This window comes from Wolbachia endosymbiont (group A) of Sicus ferrugineus (genome assembly GCF_947251515.1).
In the GTDB taxonomy this organism is placed as follows: Bacteria; Pseudomonadota; Alphaproteobacteria; order Rickettsiales; family Anaplasmataceae; genus Wolbachia.
Genome location: NZ_OX366370.1, coordinates 173,608 through 192,756, shown reverse-complemented (window position 1 = coordinate 192,756; position 19,149 = coordinate 173,608). Strand labels below are relative to the sequence as shown.

Annotated in this window: 21 protein-coding genes, 1 tRNA gene and 1 pseudogene; 15 read left to right on the top strand and 8 right to left on the bottom strand. The window is 34.3% G+C overall.

The genetic code is table 11. The features are described 5' to 3' along the window. Nucleotides 1-29: 29 nt before the first annotated feature. Together OPR24_RS01000 and OPR24_RS00995 are read left to right on the top strand one after the other, a co-directional pair. Nucleotides 30-1,041 (top strand): annotated as a pseudogene (locus tag OPR24_RS01000) (IS630 family transposase). A gap of 87 nt (nucleotides 1,042-1,128) precedes the next feature. Then, nucleotides 1,129-1,202 (top strand) — tRNA-Arg (locus OPR24_RS00995). A gap of 8 nt (nucleotides 1,203-1,210) precedes the next feature. On the opposite strand, the gene OPR24_RS00990 is transcribed toward OPR24_RS00995, so the two are convergent. Beyond that, on the bottom strand, nucleotides 1,211-2,161 hold the full coding sequence (locus tag OPR24_RS00990) for a complex I NDUFA9 subunit family protein (RefSeq protein ID WP_265033500.1): 951 nt from the start codon (nucleotides 2,159-2,161) through the stop codon (nucleotides 1,211-1,213). A 50-nt stretch (nucleotides 2,162-2,211) separates the two neighbouring features. Then, entirely contained in the window at nucleotides 2,212-3,588 is a 1,377-nt protein-coding gene (locus OPR24_RS00985) for a UDP-N-acetylmuramoyl-tripeptide--D-alanyl-D-alanine ligase (RefSeq protein WP_265033498.1), read from the bottom strand. 149 nt (nucleotides 3,589-3,737) lie between these two features. Here OPR24_RS00985 and OPR24_RS00980 point away from each other — a divergent pair, with 149 nt between their 5' ends. Genes OPR24_RS00980 through mdh form a run of 6 tightly spaced genes read left to right on the top strand, consistent with a single transcriptional unit; the run spans nucleotide 3,738 to nucleotide 7,515 of the window. Then, nucleotides 3,738-4,721 (top strand): hypothetical protein, encoded by a 984-nt coding sequence (locus OPR24_RS00980; RefSeq protein WP_265033496.1) that lies wholly within the window; start codon nucleotides 3,738-3,740, stop codon nucleotides 4,719-4,721. 3 nt (nucleotides 4,722-4,724) lie between these two features. Next, the gene (locus OPR24_RS00975; RefSeq protein WP_265033494.1) at nucleotides 4,725-5,093 is read left to right on the top strand and encodes an HIT domain-containing protein; all 369 of its coding nucleotides are present in this window, start codon (nucleotides 4,725-4,727) and stop codon (nucleotides 5,091-5,093) included. A gap of 18 nt (nucleotides 5,094-5,111) precedes the next feature. Continuing rightward, nucleotides 5,112-5,465: an NADH-quinone oxidoreductase subunit A gene (locus tag OPR24_RS00970; RefSeq protein ID WP_006279576.1), complete on the top strand. Its 354-nt coding sequence runs from the start codon at nucleotides 5,112-5,114 to the stop codon at nucleotides 5,463-5,465. Nucleotides 5,466-5,468: 3 nt separating this feature from the next. After that, nucleotides 5,469-5,984: a NuoB/complex I 20 kDa subunit family protein gene (locus tag OPR24_RS00965; protein ID WP_265033492.1), complete on the top strand. Its 516-nt coding sequence runs from the start codon at nucleotides 5,469-5,471 to the stop codon at nucleotides 5,982-5,984. After that, nucleotides 5,977-6,549 (top strand): NADH-quinone oxidoreductase subunit C, encoded by a 573-nt coding sequence (locus OPR24_RS00960; protein WP_253307178.1) that lies wholly within the window; start codon nucleotides 5,977-5,979, stop codon nucleotides 6,547-6,549. The genes OPR24_RS00965 and OPR24_RS00960 overlap by 8 nt, the downstream gene beginning before the upstream one ends. Nucleotides 6,550-6,552: 3 nt before the next feature. Then, on the top strand, nucleotides 6,553-7,515 hold the full coding sequence (gene mdh / locus OPR24_RS00955) for a malate dehydrogenase (RefSeq protein ID WP_265033489.1): 963 nt from the start codon (nucleotides 6,553-6,555) through the stop codon (nucleotides 7,513-7,515). On the opposite strand, the gene OPR24_RS00950 is transcribed toward mdh, so the two are convergent. From OPR24_RS00950 to OPR24_RS00940, 3 genes are read right to left on the bottom strand one after another with little or no spacing between them, the layout of a single operon-like run. Beyond that, nucleotides 7,490-8,299 carry a TatD family hydrolase gene (locus OPR24_RS00950; protein WP_265033487.1) on the bottom strand — a complete coding sequence of 270 codons (810 nt, stop codon included), beginning with the start codon at nucleotides 8,297-8,299 and terminating at the stop codon, nucleotides 7,490-7,492. The genes mdh and OPR24_RS00950 overlap by 26 nt on opposite strands. Nucleotides 8,300-8,315: 16 nt before the next feature. Next, nucleotides 8,316-8,759: an RNA pyrophosphohydrolase gene (locus tag OPR24_RS00945; protein ID WP_406833286.1), complete on the bottom strand. Its 444-nt coding sequence runs from the start codon at nucleotides 8,757-8,759 to the stop codon at nucleotides 8,316-8,318. 34 nt (nucleotides 8,760-8,793) lie between these two features. Next, complete coding sequence (locus OPR24_RS00940) at nucleotides 8,794-9,411, bottom strand: ATP-binding protein (protein ID WP_265033484.1); 618 nt, start codon at nucleotides 9,409-9,411, stop codon at nucleotides 8,794-8,796. A 181-nt stretch (nucleotides 9,412-9,592) separates the two neighbouring features. On the opposite strand from OPR24_RS00940, the gene rsfS reads away from it, so the two are divergent. From rsfS to OPR24_RS00920, 3 genes are all read left to right on the top strand, one after another. Beyond that, complete coding sequence (gene rsfS / locus OPR24_RS00935; protein WP_253309997.1) at nucleotides 9,593-9,919, top strand: ribosome silencing factor; 327 nt, start codon at nucleotides 9,593-9,595, stop codon at nucleotides 9,917-9,919. Between the two features lie 244 nt (nucleotides 9,920-10,163). Next, entirely contained in the window at nucleotides 10,164-11,414 is a 1,251-nt protein-coding gene (gene tyrS / locus OPR24_RS00925) for a tyrosine--tRNA ligase (protein WP_265033482.1), read from the top strand. A gap of 275 nt (nucleotides 11,415-11,689) precedes the next feature. Next, nucleotides 11,690-11,959 (top strand): hypothetical protein, encoded by a 270-nt coding sequence (locus tag OPR24_RS00920; protein WP_265033480.1) that lies wholly within the window; start codon nucleotides 11,690-11,692, stop codon nucleotides 11,957-11,959. A 778-nt stretch (nucleotides 11,960-12,737) separates the two neighbouring features. Here OPR24_RS00920 and OPR24_RS00915 read toward each other — a convergent pair. Next, nucleotides 12,738-13,610, bottom strand: a complete 873-nt coding sequence (locus OPR24_RS00915; protein WP_265033478.1) for a hypothetical protein — start codon at nucleotides 13,608-13,610, stop codon at nucleotides 12,738-12,740. 115 nt (nucleotides 13,611-13,725) lie between these two features. After that, nucleotides 13,726-14,076 (bottom strand): glutaredoxin 3, encoded by a 351-nt coding sequence (grxC, locus tag OPR24_RS00910; RefSeq protein ID WP_265033476.1) that lies wholly within the window; start codon nucleotides 14,074-14,076, stop codon nucleotides 13,726-13,728. Between the two features lie 67 nt (nucleotides 14,077-14,143). Between grxC and ribF the strand changes: the two genes are divergently transcribed. The 4 genes from ribF to OPR24_RS00890 are packed head-to-tail and all read left to right on the top strand — an operon-like array spanning nucleotide 14,144 to nucleotide 18,225. After that, complete coding sequence (ribF, locus tag OPR24_RS00905) at nucleotides 14,144-15,076, top strand: riboflavin biosynthesis protein RibF (protein WP_265033474.1); 933 nt, start codon at nucleotides 14,144-14,146, stop codon at nucleotides 15,074-15,076. Further along, on the top strand, nucleotides 15,073-15,549 hold the full coding sequence (gene lspA / locus OPR24_RS00900; RefSeq protein WP_265033472.1) for a signal peptidase II: 477 nt from the start codon (nucleotides 15,073-15,075) through the stop codon (nucleotides 15,547-15,549). The genes ribF and lspA overlap by 4 nt, the downstream gene beginning before the upstream one ends. Before the next feature lie 29 nt (nucleotides 15,550-15,578). After that, entirely contained in the window at nucleotides 15,579-16,919 is a 1,341-nt protein-coding gene (locus OPR24_RS00895) for a M16 family metallopeptidase (protein ID WP_265033470.1), read from the top strand. Continuing rightward, entirely contained in the window at nucleotides 16,906-18,225 is a 1,320-nt protein-coding gene (locus OPR24_RS00890) for a M16 family metallopeptidase (protein ID WP_265033468.1), read from the top strand. The genes OPR24_RS00895 and OPR24_RS00890 overlap by 14 nt, the downstream gene beginning before the upstream one ends. On the opposite strand, the gene purN is transcribed toward OPR24_RS00890, so the two are convergent. Next, on the bottom strand, nucleotides 18,219-18,785 hold the full coding sequence (gene purN, locus OPR24_RS00885; RefSeq protein ID WP_064125413.1) for a phosphoribosylglycinamide formyltransferase: 567 nt from the start codon (nucleotides 18,783-18,785) through the stop codon (nucleotides 18,219-18,221). The two genes, OPR24_RS00890 and purN, sit on opposite strands and share 7 nt — an antisense overlap. Between the last annotated feature and the right edge of the window lie 364 nt (nucleotides 18,786-19,149).

Here is a 19,149-nt window from a genome sequence, read left to right as displayed (position 1 = left end):
ACTAAAGTAAGTGAAGTAGCGAGGTATAAATGGCATTAAGATCAAAATTATTGGATGAAAAAGTAGTAGAATCAGCAAAAGAAATGCTGAAGAAAGTAAGGAACAATGCATATGTTTCAAAAAAACTAAATGCTGTAATTGCGGCAAAAAAGCATAGTATAACGGCTGTAGCAAAAATATATTGAATTTCAAGAAGCGCACTAACTTCGTGGATAAAACTCTTGAAATTTGGCAGAGAAGAAAAACTGTTTGCTCCTCCATCACGCCGTAGAAAAACTAAATTAAATCAGGCTCAACTACAGCAAATTGAAGCATGTATAGAAGAAAATCCTAATATTACCATTAAAGAAATGAGAATAAGAATCCAGGAAAAGTTCGGATTAAATATCAGCAAATCTACAGTACACCGCCATATGCAAAAGATGAAATTTTCATATATTACACCAAGACCAGTACACAACGTACAAGATAAAAGTAAACAAGAGGAATTCAAAAAAAAATCTCAATGAAGTTATTGGCAAGTATCCAGAAAAAGAGCTATTTTTCTTTGATGAATCAAGGTTTGGCACACATTCGAAAGTTGGGCATGGATGGTTTAAAAAAGGCACTAGGACTCGGGTTAAAATAAAATTAGGTAGGCATAATTTTTATCTCTACAGTGCAGTTAATCCTAAAAATGGAGAGAGTTTTAGCTTATTTGCACTAAATGTTAACACTGATTGCATGAATGTATTTCTTGAGCAAATGTCGCAATATCTAGGGACAAGAGAAGCTGTTCTTGTTATGGACTGTGCTAGTTGGCATAAGTCAAAAAATTTAAAGGTAGCTAAAAATATTGAGATTATATACCTACCTCCATATTCACCTGAACTCAATCCTGTTGAGAGGCTTTGGTTATACATAAAACAGAACATTTTGCGCAATAAAATATACGATACAATTGCTCTGCTTTAGGGTGCTTTGTGCAAATTTATTACTTCTCTTGCCAGCTCCACAATTAAACAACTCTGCAATTTCTCCTATTTGACTGACCAACAATGAGAATTGGTATAAGATATTACCACAAACATCATATTCACACGAAATACTTGACTTCACTTGTACTAAGAAGCATTTTATATATATTGTGTGCCCGTAGCTCAGCTGGATAGAGCAACAGCCTTCTAAGCTGTGGGTCGTAGGTTCGAATCCTACCGGGCACACTCTTCTATCAATACTTTCTATAAATCTTCAAGTATTCTGGCACCACATTTTCAATTGCTAATGGTCGAACCTTCATTGTTTCAAGGTCAGCTGACTTTTCGATTGAGCCATTCATCATAACTTTCACCTGATCTTGAGTAAGCACAGGGTTCGTATCTCTGGTTATTGGTTTTAGCAGCATAGAAATAATTTTATTTTCTAAAAAGAAAGCTATTAACTTTGCCATTGGAAAAGATACATTGATCAACAAACACTTTCTGTTAGTAACATTCAGAATAAACTTCAATAAGCTTTTGAAAGAGTAAACCTTTGGTCCACCCATGTTATAAATTTTCTTGTCTTGCTTATTAAAACTGATAATACGATATACCACTTCAGCTAAGTCTGTTACACATATTGGCTGAAATTTAGTCGTTCCATTGCCAATTAGCGGCAAAAAAGGAAGAACAGTTGCTAATCTTGCAAATTTATTAAAGAAGTTATCTTCTTTACCAAATACAAGGCTTGGCCTAATTATTATTGCTTCTTGAAATGCTGAAGTTACAGCTTTTTCACCTTCCAATTTACTTTTGGCATATTTTGACAACTTGCTATTTTCTATTCCCATAGCGGAAAAATGTATCATCATAGGTACATTTTTCATTTTTGCAGCTTTTGCTATCCTTTCAGCTATTTTAACGTGAACAGCGTAAAAATCGTGCTTTTTTGCTTCATATAATATTCCCACTAAGTTTATGGCTACATCACATTCTTCCATACCCTCTAGAACTGATTTTTCATCAAAAAAATCGCCTTTAAATATTGATATTTGTCCCAAATTGCCACACAATTTTAAACAAGCAGCTTTTTCCTGATTACGAGTGAATATCTTTATTAAATGTCCTTCTGCTGCCAAGCGTCTTACGATGTGTTTGCCTATAAACCCCGTTCCACCAAAAATAATTACACGTTTTGTCACGATTAAAGTTCCTAATAATTTGTTACTGTAAATTAATACAATGATTTTGCTTAATATTCTATTATGAATTCCCGTACAATAAGATCCATTTTCATTCTTCGTGAGCCTTTAACTAGAATTGCGTCATTATTCTGAATAATGTTAGCTAAATCACTTTTCAATTGATTAGAATCATTAAAATGCGCGCCTCTTATATTATCTGGCAAAAGCTCATGCAATTCTAACATAAATTTACCAACTGTATAAATTTTATCTATATTATTTTCTGTGACAATCTTAACCAAATCTGTATGAAATTCTATGCTTTTATCACCAAATTCCAACATATCACCAAGCAAAGCTACTTTTCTCTGATTAGAATATGTACTCAAAGTTTTTATTGCAGTTTTCATCGAAGCAGGGCTGGCATTATAGGAGTCATCAATTAAATGTATATATTTTTTATTGTATTTGACCTTATGAATATTGCCTCTACCTTTCGTTACACTAAAATTCTTAAGTGCAAGTGGTAATTTTGATAAATCAAGTCCGAGGCTCTGCACAACTGCTGCAACAACAAGTAGCGAATAAGCAAAATGCTCACCTTGCACACGTAAATTACAGTTTATAGTTTGATTATCACTCAGCCTGATTTTGAAATTTAGCCCGTCATCATTTCTTATTAGGTCCAACAAACAAACTTCAGCATTTTTATCTTTACCGAAGCTTATTACATTTCTATTGGCATGTGATGAGAGATAATCATAATATTTATTATCTCTGTTTAAGACCAAAGTACCATTACTTTTCATACCATATAGAATTTCTAACTTCGCTTGTGCAACGTCAAATAGTGATGAAAAATTTTCAGTATGTGCAGGTTCGATGTTGGTAATAACTGCAATATTTGGATTACTAATCTTTGATAATTCTTTTATTTCACCAGCTTTATTCATTCCCATTTCAAGGATTAAGTACTGGCAGTTTTTTGGAGCTTTTAGAATTGTCAAAGGCAATCCTATATTATTATTTAAGTTACCTTCGTTTGCATGGGACACTCCATATTGCGATAAAACAGTGTGCAGCATATCCTTTGTAGTGGTTTTCCCGACACTGCCTGTAATTGCAATAACTTTAGCATCAACAAGAATATTTCTAATATAGTATGATGCCATATCGTGCAAAGCTTTCAGGGTATCTTGTACAATAATGAGAGGGAAATTTTTATATTTACCCTCACTTACTATTGCAGCGGCAGCCCCTTTTAAAAACGCTTCATGCAAAAAATTATGGCCATCAAAATTCTTTCCCTTGAGTGCAATAAATAAATCACCTTTTTTTATGCTTCTTGTGTCCGTTGAAATATTTGAGCTATGTGTCCAATTACAACCATTTACGCCTCTTCCGCCAGTTGCATCAATGATATTATTTGTGTTCCATTTAAACATAATTTAGAGAGTATTCTTTATAATAAATTGAACAATAAAAGTAGCGAAAATACTACCTGTTTTAGACAATGTACAAATAATGGTTGCAACCCCTATAATTCTATCTTATAATGAATATAGAAGTTTAAATTTTTTCGTCTATAATTAAAATGTATTTAGTTATAGAAAGTACCTTGGAGGCATGTATGGCAGAATCTATTTGGGCTAAGATAGGCGGAGCAGTTAAAACAGGTGTAGAAGCTACACGTCGTGTGCTTACTCTTGTGCCTAAAACACTTATTTACCCTATAAAGAAGCCGTTTGCTTCAATGGGTGAAATGAAACATGATGCTACAGTTTCGTTAAAGGAAGCCGTTGGTATAGATGTACCTAAAGAAGAAAGGGAATATGACCCACCTATAGAAACCACACAAGCTAGTGAGAATCTTGGTGTACAAATAACAGAGCAAAAGAAAGGGACAGGAAAGGTAGTTTTTTTAGCGTCAAGGACTCTGACGGGAGATATACCTTATTTGAACGATGAACAATTGGGTAAAATAAAAGTAGGTTTACCGAATGTAACTATTTTTAGAGAAGAAAACAAAATTGTAATTGAAATTAACGTTGAGGAAATAGCTAACACTATTAAAACTAATCCTGATAATAAAGGCAAGAGCGAGAAAGAAATAAAAGAGCTTGTTCTTAAAGGAATTGCTAATAAAGTTGACGAAGACCTTAAGAAGCTGGCAGGAATTACTGGTGGAGAATTTAAAATTCATACAGACTTAAAATTGCTGAATGGTATTGCAGAAAAATTGTATCGAGAATATGATAACCAGAACAAACCATCAAAAACTCTAAGGCCAGCACAAACTGGAAAGTCACCAGGGCAGTCTTCAGAAACTGTTACAAGTACAGATGAATTAGTAAAATCTTTTAACATTACTAATCCTAACGAGTTTCCTTTTGGTAAAAGTAAAGAAGCTATTTCTCCTATAAAAAATATGCAGTTATCAGAACGAGATATCAAAAAGCAAGCAGAAGGATTGGGAAGTACTTTTTTGAATTTTGAAGATGCCTCTGGTGAAGTAATAAAACCACTATCTACGCCTGATGTAGAAAGAAATAAAGGAAGAGGGAAAGGTCGCTCTTAAAATATGAGCAATGAAGTTTATGATAGCAATAACATCTTTGCTCAAATATTAAGAGGTGAGTTACCTTGTAAGAAGGTACATGAAAATGAAAATGTACTAGCTTTTCGTGATAAGTACCCTGATGCACCAGTTCACATTTTAGTTATACCAAAAAATCAATATATTTCATACGATGATTTTATTCTAAAAGCTTCTGAAGAGGAGATAGTAAGTTTTTTCAAAATTGTCAGAGAAATAGCACATAAATATAATTTAGAAAAAACAGGATATAGATTAGTCACTAACTATGGTGAAAATGGAGAGCAGGTTGTACCACACTTTCACGTGCATATTTTAGGTGGTAAAAAGTTAGGAAAGCATGTAAACTCATAGTGTTATATGTTTTGTTAAATGAGCGAATATCTAACCATAGTAATCTTTATCTGCGTATCAATTGTAGTATCTTTTGCTTTAGGTATATTGCCTATGTTTCTTGCAGTGAGTAAGCCAGATGGTGAAAAACTTTCCACATATGAGTGTGGCTTCAATCCACTATCCAGTGCAAGAAAAAATTTTGACATTAAATTTTACCTAGTTTCAATATTATTTATAATATTTGACTTAGAAATTGCTTTTCTTTTTCCTTGGGCTGTTTCTTTATCTAAGATAAGCTATGGTGGATTTTGGTCTATGATGGTATTTCTTGCAATACTCACTATAGGTTTTATCTATGAATGGTGTAAAGGTGCATTAGAGTGGGAGTAGTTTATGACAAATCAAATTCTATCTAATGATGACTGGGGTCGTTATAAAAAAGAAGGGTTTCTTGTTACTAAATTTGGTGATTTAATAGATTATGTAATGAATTGGGCAAGGTCTGGTTCATTGTGGCCAATGACATTTGGTCTTGCATGTTGCGCAGTTGAGATGATGCATACTGCATCCAGCCGTTATGATCTTGATAGATATGGCATAATGTTTCGTGCAAGCCCACGTCAATCAGATGTGATGATTGTTGCTGGCACACTAACTAATAAAATGGCAGCAGCATTGCGTAAGGTTTATGATCAAATGGCAGACCCGAAGTATGTTATTTCTATGGGAAGTTGTGCAAATGGTGGTGGTTATTACCATTACTCTTATTCAGTAGTCCGAGGCTGTGATAGAATTGTGCCAGTTGACGTGTATGTCCCTGGATGCCCACCAACCGCTGAGGCGTTGCTATATGGAATGCTATGCCTACAAAACAAAATAAAACGAACTCAGAATATAAAGCGTGGATAAAACTGCAAGGCATATACAAAAAAAGACCAAGTGTGAGTGCATTCAAAAAGATGATGGCATTATTGTAATATATTCAACTTTAGATGAAATTGAAAAGCACCTATCCTTCCTACGTGATGATGAAAAGTGTAGGTTTGAACTATTAGTTGATATTTTTGGGGTTGACTATCCAGATCGAGAAAAGCGCTTTGAGTTAGTGTACAATTTACTCAGCATTGTGCATAATATTAGAGTACACATAAAACTTCAATTATGTGAGGGCGATATGCCTCCAAGCATAGCAAAGGTATTTAGCACAGCTTCGTGGTTTGAGCGTGAAGTGTTTGATATGTATGGAATAGAATTCTCTGATCACCCTGATTTGCGTAGGATTCTAACAGATTATGGATTCAAAGGTCATCCAATGTTAAAAGATTTTCCTCTCACTGGTTATGAGGAAGTAAGATACGATATAGAGGCAAAAAAGGTTGTATATAATCCTATAGATTTATCGCAAGATTTTCGTATGCTTGATAGCCTATCGCCTTGGGAAGGTAAAACCATAAAAGTAAATACAAAGGAGTAGAAAATGACAGTACAAAGAAAAAAAATATCTTTAATCGGTGCAGGAAATATCGGTGGAACTCTTGCCCATATGATTGCACTAAGGGAACTCGGCAATGTTGTTTTACTTGATATTAGTGATGGAATACCGCAAGGTAAAGCACTCGACATAGCAGAATCATCCCCTATTGATGGATTTAATTCTGGTTTAACTGGAACTAATCAATACAAAGATATAGAAAATTCTGATGCAATCATCATAACAGCAGGCATTGCTAGAAAACCTGGAATGAGCAGGGATGACCTCCTGCAAACCAATGCTAAAGTAATGAAGGAGGTTGGTGAAAATATTAAGAAGTATTCTCCAAATGCGTTTGTAATAGTGGTTACCAACCCTTTGGATGCCATGGTTTCAGTGGTGCATAAATTTTCAAACCTTTCAGCTAATATGGTTGTTGGAATGGCAGGAGTGCTTGATTCTTCCCGTTTCCGTTATTTTCTTGCAAGTGAATTAAATATTTCAGTTGAAGATATATCTGCTTTTGTGCTTGGAGGACATGGTGACACTATGGTAACACTCATTAATTGCACTTCTATCGCTGGCATTCCACTTACCCAAGTTATCGATATGGATCTCATTACGCAGAAAAAAGTTGATGAAATAGTTGAACGCACTCGCAATGGCGGTAAAGAAATAGTTGATCTGCTTAAGTCTGGATCTGCATACTACGCTCCTGCATCTTCAGCTATATGCATGTTAGAGTCATATTTAAAAGATAAAAGGCGTATATTACCATGTGCTGCTTACCTTAATGGTGAATATGGTGTAAAAGATTTGTTTATTGGTGTTCCTGTAATTATTGGAAAAAATGGAGTTGAAAAGGTCCTAGAAGTTAAGATGGATAATAGTGAACGAGAAATGTTCGATAAATCTGTGAATGCAGTGAAAGAACTATTTAGGCTCATAAGCAAATCAATGGTTTTATAGAATTTCCTTGTAGCTCAAGTTTCGTAAACAGCCTAAAAAAGTTGCTTGTGGTTATTTCTGCTACTTTGTCGGGTGACTCATTCCATAACTCTGCCAAACAATCCACAACATATTTTACCATTGCTGGTTCGTTCTTTTTTCCTCTGTAAGGCTCAGGTGATAGATACGGTGCATCAGTTTCAACCAAAACACGTTCGCGTGGTACACCTTGTGCAATTCCTCTGAGTAAGCTCGCATTTTTAAAAGTAATGATTCCAGAAAATGAAATATATAACCCTAAATCTATAGATTGATAAGCAAGCTCTTTAGAGGAAGCAAAGCAGTGCATTACTCCACCAAAAGTGCCAGTTTTCATTTCTGATTTTAATATATCAATCATCTCATCATCAGCATTTCTAGTGTGAATAACTAAGGGCAACCCAGTTATTCTTGCTGCTTCTATGTGTGATGCAAAACTTTTTTTCTGATTGTCTTTGTTGTCAGATTTATAAAAATCTAACCCGGTTTCACCGACACTAATTACCTTTTGATTCTTAGTAAATTCAACTAATTCATCAGCATGTATACACTCACCGTTTTCTATAGCAGCATCAAGTGGATGTATACCAACAGAGAAGTAGACTTGATTGTAGGATGAAGAAATTTTTAATAATTTAGGGATATCATCAATGCTTACGCATATGTTATGCAAAATTTTTACACCATTTTGCTCTGCCCTTGAAATTACTTTTGGTATTTCATCATCAGAAAAATAAATCAAGTGGCAATGAGAATCTACTATCATGAGCTTATTGTAAATTTTACTCAATAATAGAGGCTTTGATTGTAGAAGAAAACTCTTCTATCACTGTCTTATAAACTTCTTTTTTAAATGATATAGCATTGGCTACTAAATCATCTATACTTTGCCAACGCCACTCTTTGAACTCTGGATGATCAGTATAATTAATATCAATATCCTTATCCTCTCCATAAAATTTCATTAAGAACCACCTTTGCTTTTGACCAGAATATTTCCCATTCCAGCACTTTGGTATAACTTCTTCAGGCAAGTTGTAGTATATCCAATCCTTGCTTTTAGTTATAACCTTTACTTTATTAGTACCAACTTCCTCTAGCAACTCACGTAACGCTGCTTGTTCCAGTTCCTCACCATCATCAACACCTCCTTGTGGCATCTGCCAGTAAGAGTCGCTATCAAAGCGTTTTCCAATAAAGGCATGTCCCTGTCTGTTAAATAGCATTATGCCAACACAAGGACGATACTTATCTTCCTGCTCAACCACGAGTACGCTCTGTTTTTAAATGATTTGTTACAGAAGTTTTAATTAATTTTCCATTTTTTTCTTCCTTCATCTCTTCAACAATTTTCTTTGCAACTTCCTTTGCACTTAAGTTTGAGTTATCAATTTCAAGTGTACCTTCCGGTATAAATAGCCTTTTCCCTTCAATTCTTTTCATAACAAAATCCGAATCAATAATTTTATTTTTTTGGCATCTCTCCTTTGAGTGAATACGCCTTGCTAGTTCTTCGTCATTACAATGTAACACTACAGGAAGAATTTCCATATCCATTTTTTTACTTAAATTTACCACAGAGTTGTATATTCTCTGATCATAGGGGTCACCCTCTATCAATTCATTTGTAAATATATAATGTTTTGATTTTATGTAGTGTTTTTCTAGTATTGCTAATACATTTTCCCTAACTGCAAAAATTTTTTCCCATAGTTCATCTGGAACTTCAGCATCCTGCAATTTAACAATATCAAATATAATATTATTGAATAGATTATTGCTTACTATTACTGCATCAATGATTTTACACAGTTCCTTTGCAGTAGTAAACTTACCACTACCTGGAAAGCCGATTAAGTAGATGAGAGTCTTGCCCATAATGAATACTAGTAGAAAGCTATTTTCAATTATATATAAAAGTATATACATTGTACATGCTAAAAACATGATGATAAAATAGATGCAGGTAATACCTTTTTAACGAACAGTCGCGTTGAAAATAGTTCATATTTAGAGATTTTGAGTGTATAATTATAAGTAAATTAAATAATTTAAGATGATGACTAATGTATCCAGTGATACAGAATCAATAAAAAGCATGATTGTAAGTATAATAGATCAAAATAAAGGTCACGATATAGTTACTCTCGATGTGCAGAATAGAACCATTATTGCAAAATATATGATTATTGCATCTGGTGATTCAAGTCGCCATGTGAAAGCGTTAGCTGAACACGTAATAAAAAGTCTCGAGCGACATGATAAAATAGATGTAGAAGGTATGGATGAAGGCAATTGGGTGATTTTGAATTTTCAAGGCATAATGGTTCACATATTCAGGTCAGAAGTAAGGGAGTATTATAAAATAGAAGAGTTATGGAACTGATTGCCTGGATAGCTGGTGCACAACTGCACAAACGTTGTAATTTTGAAGGCAACTCCTGCACAGGTGGTGTCATTCCAGTGCTTGACACTGGAATCCATTTTTTCATGCAATTTCATCGAAAACGTTGTATAGTGTGCTTGTTTATAATTAAGTTTTCTGGATTCCAGTGTCTGGGCACTGGGATGACATCTTTCCCTATTAGGGTTACTTCGCATTAATGACAGGATAGGCTGGGGTTTACAAAATGAAACACGCATCTGAATTTTTAAATTTCATACAAGAAAGAGGGTACCTATACCAATGTACAAATATTGAAGGGTTAGATCAGCTATTATCCGAAAATAATCATATAGTCGCATACATTGGGTTTGATTGCACAGCACCAAGTCTTCATGCTGGTCACCTAATTCAGATTATGATGCTCCGTCACCTGCAGAAATTTGGTTATAAGCCGATAGTCTTACTTGGAGGTGGCACAACAAAAATTGGTGACCCATCCTTCAAAGATAAAGCAAGAAGCATCTTGCCTGTAGAGAACATCAATCAAAATACATCCAGCATAAGGAGAATATTAGAGAAAATGGTGTCTTTTAATGACAACAAGACTGGTGCAATGATAGTAAATAACGCAGATTGGTTGGATAACATAAAATACATAGATTTTTTGCGTGATATAGGAGCTTATTTTTCTGTAAATCGTATGCTAAGTTTTGATAGTGTGAAAACTAGGCTGGATAGAGAGCAAACCTTAAGCTTTCTGGAATTTAATTACATGCTATTGCAGGCTTATGATTTTGTTGAGTTGAATAAAAAGCATGGCTGTCGTCTGCAGATTGGAGGGTCAGACCAGTGGGGAAATATAGTAAACGGAATTGAGCTTGGAAAAAAGTTGAATTTACCTGAGCTGTTTGGCCTTACTGCCCCTCTTTTATTGAATGCTCAAGGGGTAAAAATGGGCAAAACTGAAAGTGGAGCAGTGTGGCTTGATGATAATATGCTAAAGCCTTACGACTACTGGCAATATTTTCGCAACGTTGATGATCAAGATGTTGGACGTTTTTTGAGATTGCTCACTGATGTGTCAATTGATGAGATCAAAAAGTTAGAATCCTTAAAAGATCAGGAAATAAATGAAGCAAAAAAAGTTTTAGCAACAGAGGTGACAAAAATATGTCATGGTGACAAAGAAGCGGAACTTGCACTATCTGCTGCAGTCTCTGCTTTTGAGAATGAAGATAGCTCACTACTTCCTGATTACATCATAAAAAAAGCACAAGTTGCAAGCGGCATATCCTTAGTAAACCTGCTGCGTGACACCGGTTTGGAATTTTCAAAATGCGCAGCAAAGCGTTTAATACAGGGCAATGGATGCAAAGTTAATGATAATATTATAAACAACGTTAGTTATATAATAAATTTCGAGAGCTTTAAAGGTCAGCCATTTATAAAATTATCTGCAGGAAAGAAGCGCCATATTAAAGTTGTGGTGGGTTAATAAATTTTTATGGAAGAAAGGATATATTAGAAAATTGAGGGCTTTATATATGAAATAAGGAGGCAAAAACGAGATTATATTATAAAGATATCAAAAATCTTCTTAAAGAATCTTACCTCTCTAGCGGAAGAGATTATTTCAACAAAGGAAAAGTACGAAACGTATCTATCAACAAATCTCACGCTAAATAAGAGGTAGTTGGATCAAGTGTATATCGGGTAAAACTAGAATACGATAGTCCATTCCTTAGTGGAAAGTGTTCCTGTCCTGCATTTGTGTATTATGGTCCGTGCAAGCATATGGCTGCAACGGGTTTTGCTTTGATTGATCTTGACAGAAAGGAGTATCGATCATCTATGTGCCCGGGATATGTTGATGAACAAACTCTCCTTGAAAGGTTTTTACTTAAAAAAACAAACAAAGAGCTCATTTCAATAATTGTTCTTCTAGGTGACCAACATCCAGAGATTTTTGAAGAACTAGAGGATAAAGAATATGAGCAATTTATTCAAAGTGAACTTTCAAAATCCGAGAATTATGTATAAAACAACTGGAAAGATGGTGAGATCAGGTAATCTATAGCTGATCCAAGGAAGACATCATACCGCCGCGGCGCTAACGAGTAGCAGAATGACGAGGTTATCGTCATGCCACCGTGAACCGTCATACTGCCGCAGACCGTCATACCGCAGCGGTATCTCATCCGCTAACACGTAGCGGGATGACGGTTGTCAGGGTAGTACCTTTTCCTGTCATCCCAGTGCCCAGACTACTTGGATCCAGAAAACTTAACTTTAAATAAGTGGCTGCATAATAAAGACTAGATTTCAGCGTCACGCGCTGGAATGACACCATTTTCGGTCTCTTAAATTGCTTTAGCTACAAACGTTAAGCAAATAAAAAAAAAGGCAAAGAACTCCCGTGGTGCGAGTTTTGACTCTCTAATACTTTAAATTGGCGCTGTAATAATGTGCTGACGCTTAGTTTAAGCGCAGTTTGGCTGAATGTAGAAAAAATTTAAAAGACATGCAGCCGCTATAATTTTATGTAATCCGCCAAAAAATACCCTAAGTTTTTTACTGAATGTTGTCATTGAGCCTGCAGGTCAAAAACAAGTTTTGAGTCATAAATACCCTTATTGTCATAATAAGGGGGCTGGCGGAGTTTGTCAAGGAAGTTTTTCGCTTCTGCGGACTACTTGAATAACGGCTACAATGTTTGTACAGCTATGTACATAGTGCTGGAACCCAAAAAAAGAACCAAGTAGCTTGGCTACTTGGATGACAGAAGGTAGTACAAGAAGTCTATTGGCTCTCGTATATCTTAATGAAATTTAACAAGTTTATCTATAGTTTTAGTGATGATTCTTGGAGTATCCGGAGAAACTGCTGAGCTCAGCTTATTTAACCGCTCTATAGCAAACTCGCTATTCTCATTTGTTATGAAATCACATAAAATATTTTCTATGTCCTTAGTAATACTTTCATGCTTTCTCAGAGGATGATTATGTGGATACCTACTGATGGTTTTGATACTGGAATACTCAACAAAAGCTTGATCCTTAAAGGCAAGTTGTCTTAATTTCTCTTTGAATTTTCCTTCTTCCTCTTTTGCTAAAAGGCAAGACTTTATCAGTGATTTTATAATCAAATTTATAGCTTGATGTATTTCAGAATGCACTATAACTTTAATGGTATTTTCTTCTACTATACAATCATAAATATTTTTTTCGCTCTGTAACGACTCTATTAATGTCTTGCTACTTTGTGAATTCAATTCCAAATTCTCTTCACTCATAGGAGTTATTATGAAGGTGTTCTTGCTCACTCTGATGTTAAATTGTGGAGAGCCTTCAGAAAAAGAAAATGCTACATTCTTAGATTCAAGTGCGTGATTGTATGCAGCAAAAAGGGTGTGTGCTATAACACTGATGGGCACCTTCATTCCATGTTTACTCAGGTGGTTCAATACATTTTCAACCTCATGATATGTAAAGTCTGTATCTTTTAGCAATTCAACAACTTCTATGCCGTCGCGCTGTTTATACTCTATTCTCACTTCTTCTGTAAAAAGTGTTTTAGCTGCTATATGTTTATCAAGCACTGTGAAAATCTTGATGAAATTCTCTAAATCTTGTTTGTTAACTAATTCGATACTAATTAAGTTTCTGCTAATAATTGAAATATTTTTTGTCATTTTTTCCCACTAAAAAAACTCACTAAATGAATTGTATTTTTAATTCATTAAGAATTGTTTAAAGTGAGCATACTAGTTTTCATTTACGTATTACACGACAAAACAAGATAAAAAGTTACATAAAATCATCATGTGGTATAACACACTCTCCACATTCATCATTGCTGTTTGTGTAGGTTGTGACATCAGTGTGATTGTCATTATTATTTAGCATATCACCCAACTTTCCTTCTTTTTCAAGATCCATCAATTTGTCACACCCCCCAATGTGCTTATCGTTAATAAAGATCTGTGGAACTGTTCTAACGTTATACTTTGATTTTATGTCGTTAAATAGATCTGAGTTTTTGAGCACATCGATTTCTTCATATTTCACACCTTTTTTATCCAGTAACTCTTTTGCTTTTTTGCAGAATGGGCAGTGATGCTTTACATATATTATAACTTTTCCTTTAGTATTTTTCACAATTTATCTCCGTAGCTTGCTAAAATATAGTTATTATAATAAGAAACATGTAAAAACATCAAATTGTATGAAAATTATTTATAATTGTGAGCAAGGGATAGAAAATAATATAGCACTAACCTTCGGAAATTTCGATGGCATTCATTTAGGACATGAATTTGCAATTTCCACTCTAAAGAAGGTAGCACAAGAAAGAGGATTACCCTCTGCAGTTTTAACTTTTGAGCCTCACCCATCAACTGTTTTATTTGGTAGAAACAATTTTAGGTTAATAGACCAAGAACAAAAAAAGGAACTAATCAGCAGCTATGGTATAGATTACTTGTATATTATTAATTTTAGTAGAGGTTTTTCTGAGGTTAGCTGCGATGACTTTATCAGTGAGATTTTAATAGATAAATATGGCGCTAAACACATAATTGTCGGAGAAAATTGCACTTTTGGTCATAAACGATTTGGTGATATATTAACTCTAGAGAAATATTCTGAAACATATGGATACTCTTTGACTAAATTAGAGCCATTAATAATTGACGGCAAAATTTGCTCTTCTTCTTCAATCAGAGAGTATGTACAGAAAGGTGAAATAGACATTGCTAATAAATTACTTGGTAGACCTTATCAAGTTTCTGGTGTTGTGACAAAGGGTGTGTGTAGAGGTAGAGAAATAGGATTCCCAACCATAAATATTCCTATAGAAGATTGCATGATAAAACCAAAATTTGGTACATATTACGCTAAAGTGATGTTTTCTTATAATAACCCAAACTGGTTATATGGAGTAGTCAATATTGGTATGAGACCTACATTTAAGGATCTGAAAAAGCCTATAATAGAAATGCACATATTCGATTTTGATGAAGACGTATATAATCATAAAGTCAATATACAACTTTTAAAATTCATAAGGTCAGAAAAAAAATTCCATAGTATTGAGGAGTTAACAAAACAGATAAATTATGATATACTTAAAGTTTATAGGTTAAAGGCAAATTTATGAAAAAGTTATGCTTAATTGTTATATTAATTATAGTATTGATTGACCAAACGAGCAAATTGTACATAAACTCATTGATTGATGAGGGAGAATCAATTGAGATCGCTAGCTTTATAAAGCTAGTTGAAGTTTGGAATTCAGGCATTAGTTTTGGAATGTGTAGCGCTTTACCGCATGGCGGTTTCTTTTTTTCAGCATTTTCAATACTAATAATTGGTATGCTTGCATACTTGATATACAAGTCTGATGATCAGTCAATTTACCTTGGGTTTTCTCTGATGATTGGTGGAGCAATCGGAAACGTAGTTGATAGGATTTATTGGGGAGCTGTATATGATTTCATATATTTTCATATTGATGATTGGTATTGGCCAGCTTTTAATTTAGCGGATTTATCTATAGTTTGTGGAATGTTTACATTGTTATATAAGTGGTATATATACGATATGTTTATTTCTAAACAAAATGAGGAATAAAATAATTGTTTTTATATTAGGTCGAAATAATGCTTAATAAGTTTTTTAGTTTTTTTATACTACCTGCACTCTTTTTTACTTACCCAATTTCTTTGAAGGCTTTAAGCATAGAGCACGACATAAAACATGCTAGACTCAGTAACGGACTAGATGTCTATGTTGTTCCTAATCATCGGATTCCAGCCGTTTTACATGCAGTAATATACAAAGTTGGGGGAATGGATGATCCAATTGGCAAAGCAGGATTGGCTCACTACTTTGAACATTTAATGTTTGAAACTACAGGGAAGTTCACAGATATAGAAGCCACTATGAGTAGCATTGGGGCCCAGTTTAATGCGTTTACTACTAAGGAATATACCTGTTACTACGAATTAGTCCTTAAAAATGACTTACCACTGGCAATGGAAGTTGAAGCAGACAGAATGGGCAATTTTAATGTTACCCAAGATAAAATAGAAAGAGAAAAAAACATTGTACTGGAAGAGAGGAAGATGAGATTTGATAATTATCCTAACAACTTGTTATGGGAAGAAATGGATAGTGCATTTTACCGTACTGGCTATGGTAGATCTGTTATCGGCTGGGAGAGCGATATTAAAACTTACAATCAAGATGACATAACGAGGTTTCATGATAACTATTATCACCCCGGCAATGCAATATTACTGATTGTGGGTGATGTGGAATATGATGAAGTAGTGAAATTAGCAGAAGAAAAATATGGCGAAATTAAAGCTAAGCCTATAATTAGGCATTATCCAAATCAGGATCCAGTGCATAATGCAGGTTTATTGGTGATTTTAGAGAGCACTGAAGTAAAAGAACCAATTTTATATTTTCGTTATCGTGTTCCCTTATTTGAGCACATAAATGAAGCCTATGCTGCTCATTTAGCGGTTGACATTTTAGGTGGCGGCAAATCCAGCAAACTGTATAAAGATTTGGTTTTAGATAAAGATGTGGCAGTATCAGTATCTGCTTATTACAATAGTTTAACTTTTAGTGATGGCTACATTGATATTAAAATAATTCCAAAAAGCGGAGTTAATTTAGATATTGTTGAAAGAGAGTTAGACAATGCTATTAATAACTTCATGTCTAAAGGAATAACGGATGAGGAGTTGCAAAGCTCAAAATATAGATATAAAGCAGCACAGTTTGATAACTTATCTAGCTTAGAGAATATAGCATTCTTTTACGGCTCACAGTTAGCGCTTGGTATTCCACTTGATGAAATAGATATTTCATATAGCAAGATTAATGATGTCAATTTAGAGGATGTAAATAATAAAATCCGTGCTATTTTTTCTGCTAATAAGTTAATTGGTCGTTTGTTGCCAAAAGCAGATGATAATGAGAATAAGTAAATTTGTACTTCTATTTTTTTTCTGTCTAGGCTTTAATTTACAAGTAAGTGGTAACCTAAATATAGAGGAGGTCACCACCCGTAAAGGATTTAAGTTTTTATTTGTTGAAAACTGTGATTTACCAAAAGTTTCACTGAATATATCGTTCAAGGATGCAGGTCATGTGTATGAGAATGCAGAAAAACAGGGACTTACCTGGTTTACTTCTCTTATAATTCAAGAAGGGGCAGGAAAAAATGATGCCAAAGATTTTGCAAAAAGGCTAGAAGATAAAGGAATTAGTCTACGTTTTAGTGCTGGTTTAGAAACGTTTGGAGTTTCGTTGGACACTCTGTCTGAGAATTTAGAAGAAGGTGTTTCACTACTTAGTGACGCTATAATACGTCCTAAAGTTGACTCTGAAGGGTTGAATAGAGTTTTCGAGAAAGCCAAAGTTGATTTTAATAATCTTGAAAAAAATCCTTTTTTTATTGCTGGAGAAGAATTGAATACGTTATTGTTTAAAAAACACCCTTACTCAAAAAGTGTGTACGGTACTCTTGACACTATAATGAGCATTACTAGGGACGATGTTTTAATATACATAAAGCGTAATTTTGCTAAAGATAACATAGTTATCAGTGTTGCTGGTTGTGCAAAAAAAGAAGAAATTATTACGTTGTTAGATAAATATTTATCTAAATTGCCGTCAAAAAGATCAAAAGTTAGAAAAATACTTGTGAAAAATGATTTTGGTTCTGCAGAAAGTAAGAATATTTTTATGGATATACCACAGAGTGTGATACTTTTTGCTCAAAAAGGTATAGCTTATGAAGATCCTAATTATTATAATGCTAGTGTCTTGATTAATGCACTTGGTGGCATGGGATTGAATTCAATATTAATGAAAGAACTGAGGCAAAACTTGGGTATTACTTATGGTGTTTATGCAAGTATTATTCCCAATAAACATGGGAACTTTATAATTGGAAGTCTTAGTACTGATAGTTCTACTGCTGGTAAAGCTATATCAGCGGTAAAAGATACATTGAGCAGAATAAAAAAGAAAGGAATTGATGAGCAGTTGTTCAAGGATGCAAAAATTGGTATGGTAAATAATTTTGTCCTTTTCCTGTCCAATAACACAAATACAGCAATGTTGCTTGATGATATGCAAATAAATGATTGTGATGTTAACCATATAAATAATTATGCGAATATCATTAATGACGTTAAATCAGAGAAAGTAAACGAACTGGCAAGTTCTTTACTGGAACCCGAAAATTTATTTTTTGTTGAAGTTGGAAAAAACACTCAAGGTCAATAATTAATACTTTCTGCTATTGATCTTACTGCTTCTACATAACACTTATGCTCCTCAGCTAGAATGCGTTCTGAGAGGCTTTGAATATCATCAGCTGGTAACACTGGCACAGCAACTTGAGCAATTATGGCTCCAGCATCAATTTCAGGGGTGACGTAATGTACAGTACAGCCTGCGATTTTTACTCCTGCTTTTAGAGCTTGCTCTTGAGCATTTAGGCCCTTAAAGGACGGAAGTAGAGAGGGATGAATATTTATCACCTTGTTATTCCATTTACTGAGAAAATTAGCTTGCAGGATTCTCATAAACCCTGCAAGGCAAATTAAATCAACCTTATGTTGAACAAATATTTCATGAATTTTATCAGCATCAAGTGGTTTATCTCTAACAATAAACGCTGGCACTCCTGCTTGTTCTGCTATTTTTAGGCCAGCAGCTTCGCTATTATTTGTGATAGCGCACACAACTTCTGCAGGAAAATTACGATTTTGACATGCCTCTATCAAGGCCTGCATATTTGATCCCCTGCCTGAAATTAGTATCCCAAGTTTCACCTTTTTCATTTTGTGCAATTGATTTGGTGTAATAATTAATGTTAACAAAATAACTCAAAAAGTAAATCTATAGCTAAAGTGACTTAGGTTTACAAACGATTTGAAAAACAACAAATTCGTCATTCCGCTACTCGTTAGCGGAATCTATGTTGAGATACCGCGAATTAATCGCAGTATGACGTGGGGAAACCTTTCTTGGGTTAGCTATATTTCAGAGTGCTCCTGTTATGAGCTGATGTCCAACTGTCATTTTACAGCTTAGCTTGCTTAGGTAATGCAGAAATAAGAGGTGCCCAATATAAACCAGCCTAAATCAACTTTAATGTTTGGATATCGTACTATTTTACATAACATGCCATTATGAATATATATT

Excerpts from the sequence above, each read along its gene's own strand:
- OPR24_RS00985 (WP_265033498.1), bottom strand. The coding sequence starts at position 3,588 with ATGTTTAAATGGAACACAAATAATATCATTGATGCAACTGGCGGAAGA.
- OPR24_RS00980 (WP_265033496.1), top strand. The coding sequence starts at position 3,738 with ATGTATTTAGTTATAGAAAGTACCTTGGAGGCATGTATGGCAGAATCT.
- OPR24_RS00975 (WP_265033494.1), top strand. The coding sequence starts at position 4,725 with ATGAGCAATGAAGTTTATGATAGCAATAACATCTTTGCTCAAATATTA.
- OPR24_RS00970 (WP_006279576.1), top strand. The coding sequence starts at position 5,112 with ATGAGCGAATATCTAACCATAGTAATCTTTATCTGCGTATCAATTGTA.
- OPR24_RS00965 (WP_265033492.1), top strand. The coding sequence starts at position 5,469 with ATGACAAATCAAATTCTATCTAATGATGACTGGGGTCGTTATAAAAAA.
- mdh (WP_265033489.1), top strand. The coding sequence starts at position 6,553 with ATGACAGTACAAAGAAAAAAAATATCTTTAATCGGTGCAGGAAATATC.
- OPR24_RS00950 (WP_265033487.1), bottom strand. The coding sequence starts at position 8,299 with ATGATAGTAGATTCTCATTGCCACTTGATTTATTTTTCTGATGATGAA.
- OPR24_RS00945 (WP_406833286.1), bottom strand. The coding sequence starts at position 8,759 with ATGCTATTTAACAGACAGGGACATGCCTTTATTGGAAAACGCTTTGAT.
- OPR24_RS00940 (WP_265033484.1), bottom strand. The coding sequence starts at position 9,411 with ATGGGCAAGACTCTCATCTACTTAATCGGCTTTCCAGGTAGTGGTAAG.
- rsfS (WP_253309997.1), top strand. The coding sequence starts at position 9,593 with ATGACTAATGTATCCAGTGATACAGAATCAATAAAAAGCATGATTGTA.
- tyrS (WP_265033482.1), top strand. The coding sequence starts at position 10,164 with ATGAAACACGCATCTGAATTTTTAAATTTCATACAAGAAAGAGGGTAC.
- OPR24_RS00915 (WP_265033478.1), bottom strand. The coding sequence starts at position 13,610 with ATGACAAAAAATATTTCAATTATTAGCAGAAACTTAATTAGTATCGAA.
- ribF (WP_265033474.1), top strand. The coding sequence starts at position 14,144 with ATGAAAATTATTTATAATTGTGAGCAAGGGATAGAAAATAATATAGCA.
- lspA (WP_265033472.1), top strand. The coding sequence starts at position 15,073 with ATGAAAAAGTTATGCTTAATTGTTATATTAATTATAGTATTGATTGAC.
- OPR24_RS00895 (WP_265033470.1), top strand. The coding sequence starts at position 15,579 with ATGCTTAATAAGTTTTTTAGTTTTTTTATACTACCTGCACTCTTTTTT.
- OPR24_RS00890 (WP_265033468.1), top strand. The coding sequence starts at position 16,906 with ATGAGAATAAGTAAATTTGTACTTCTATTTTTTTTCTGTCTAGGCTTT.
- purN (WP_064125413.1), bottom strand. The coding sequence starts at position 18,785 with ATGAAAAAGGTGAAACTTGGGATACTAATTTCAGGCAGGGGATCAAAT.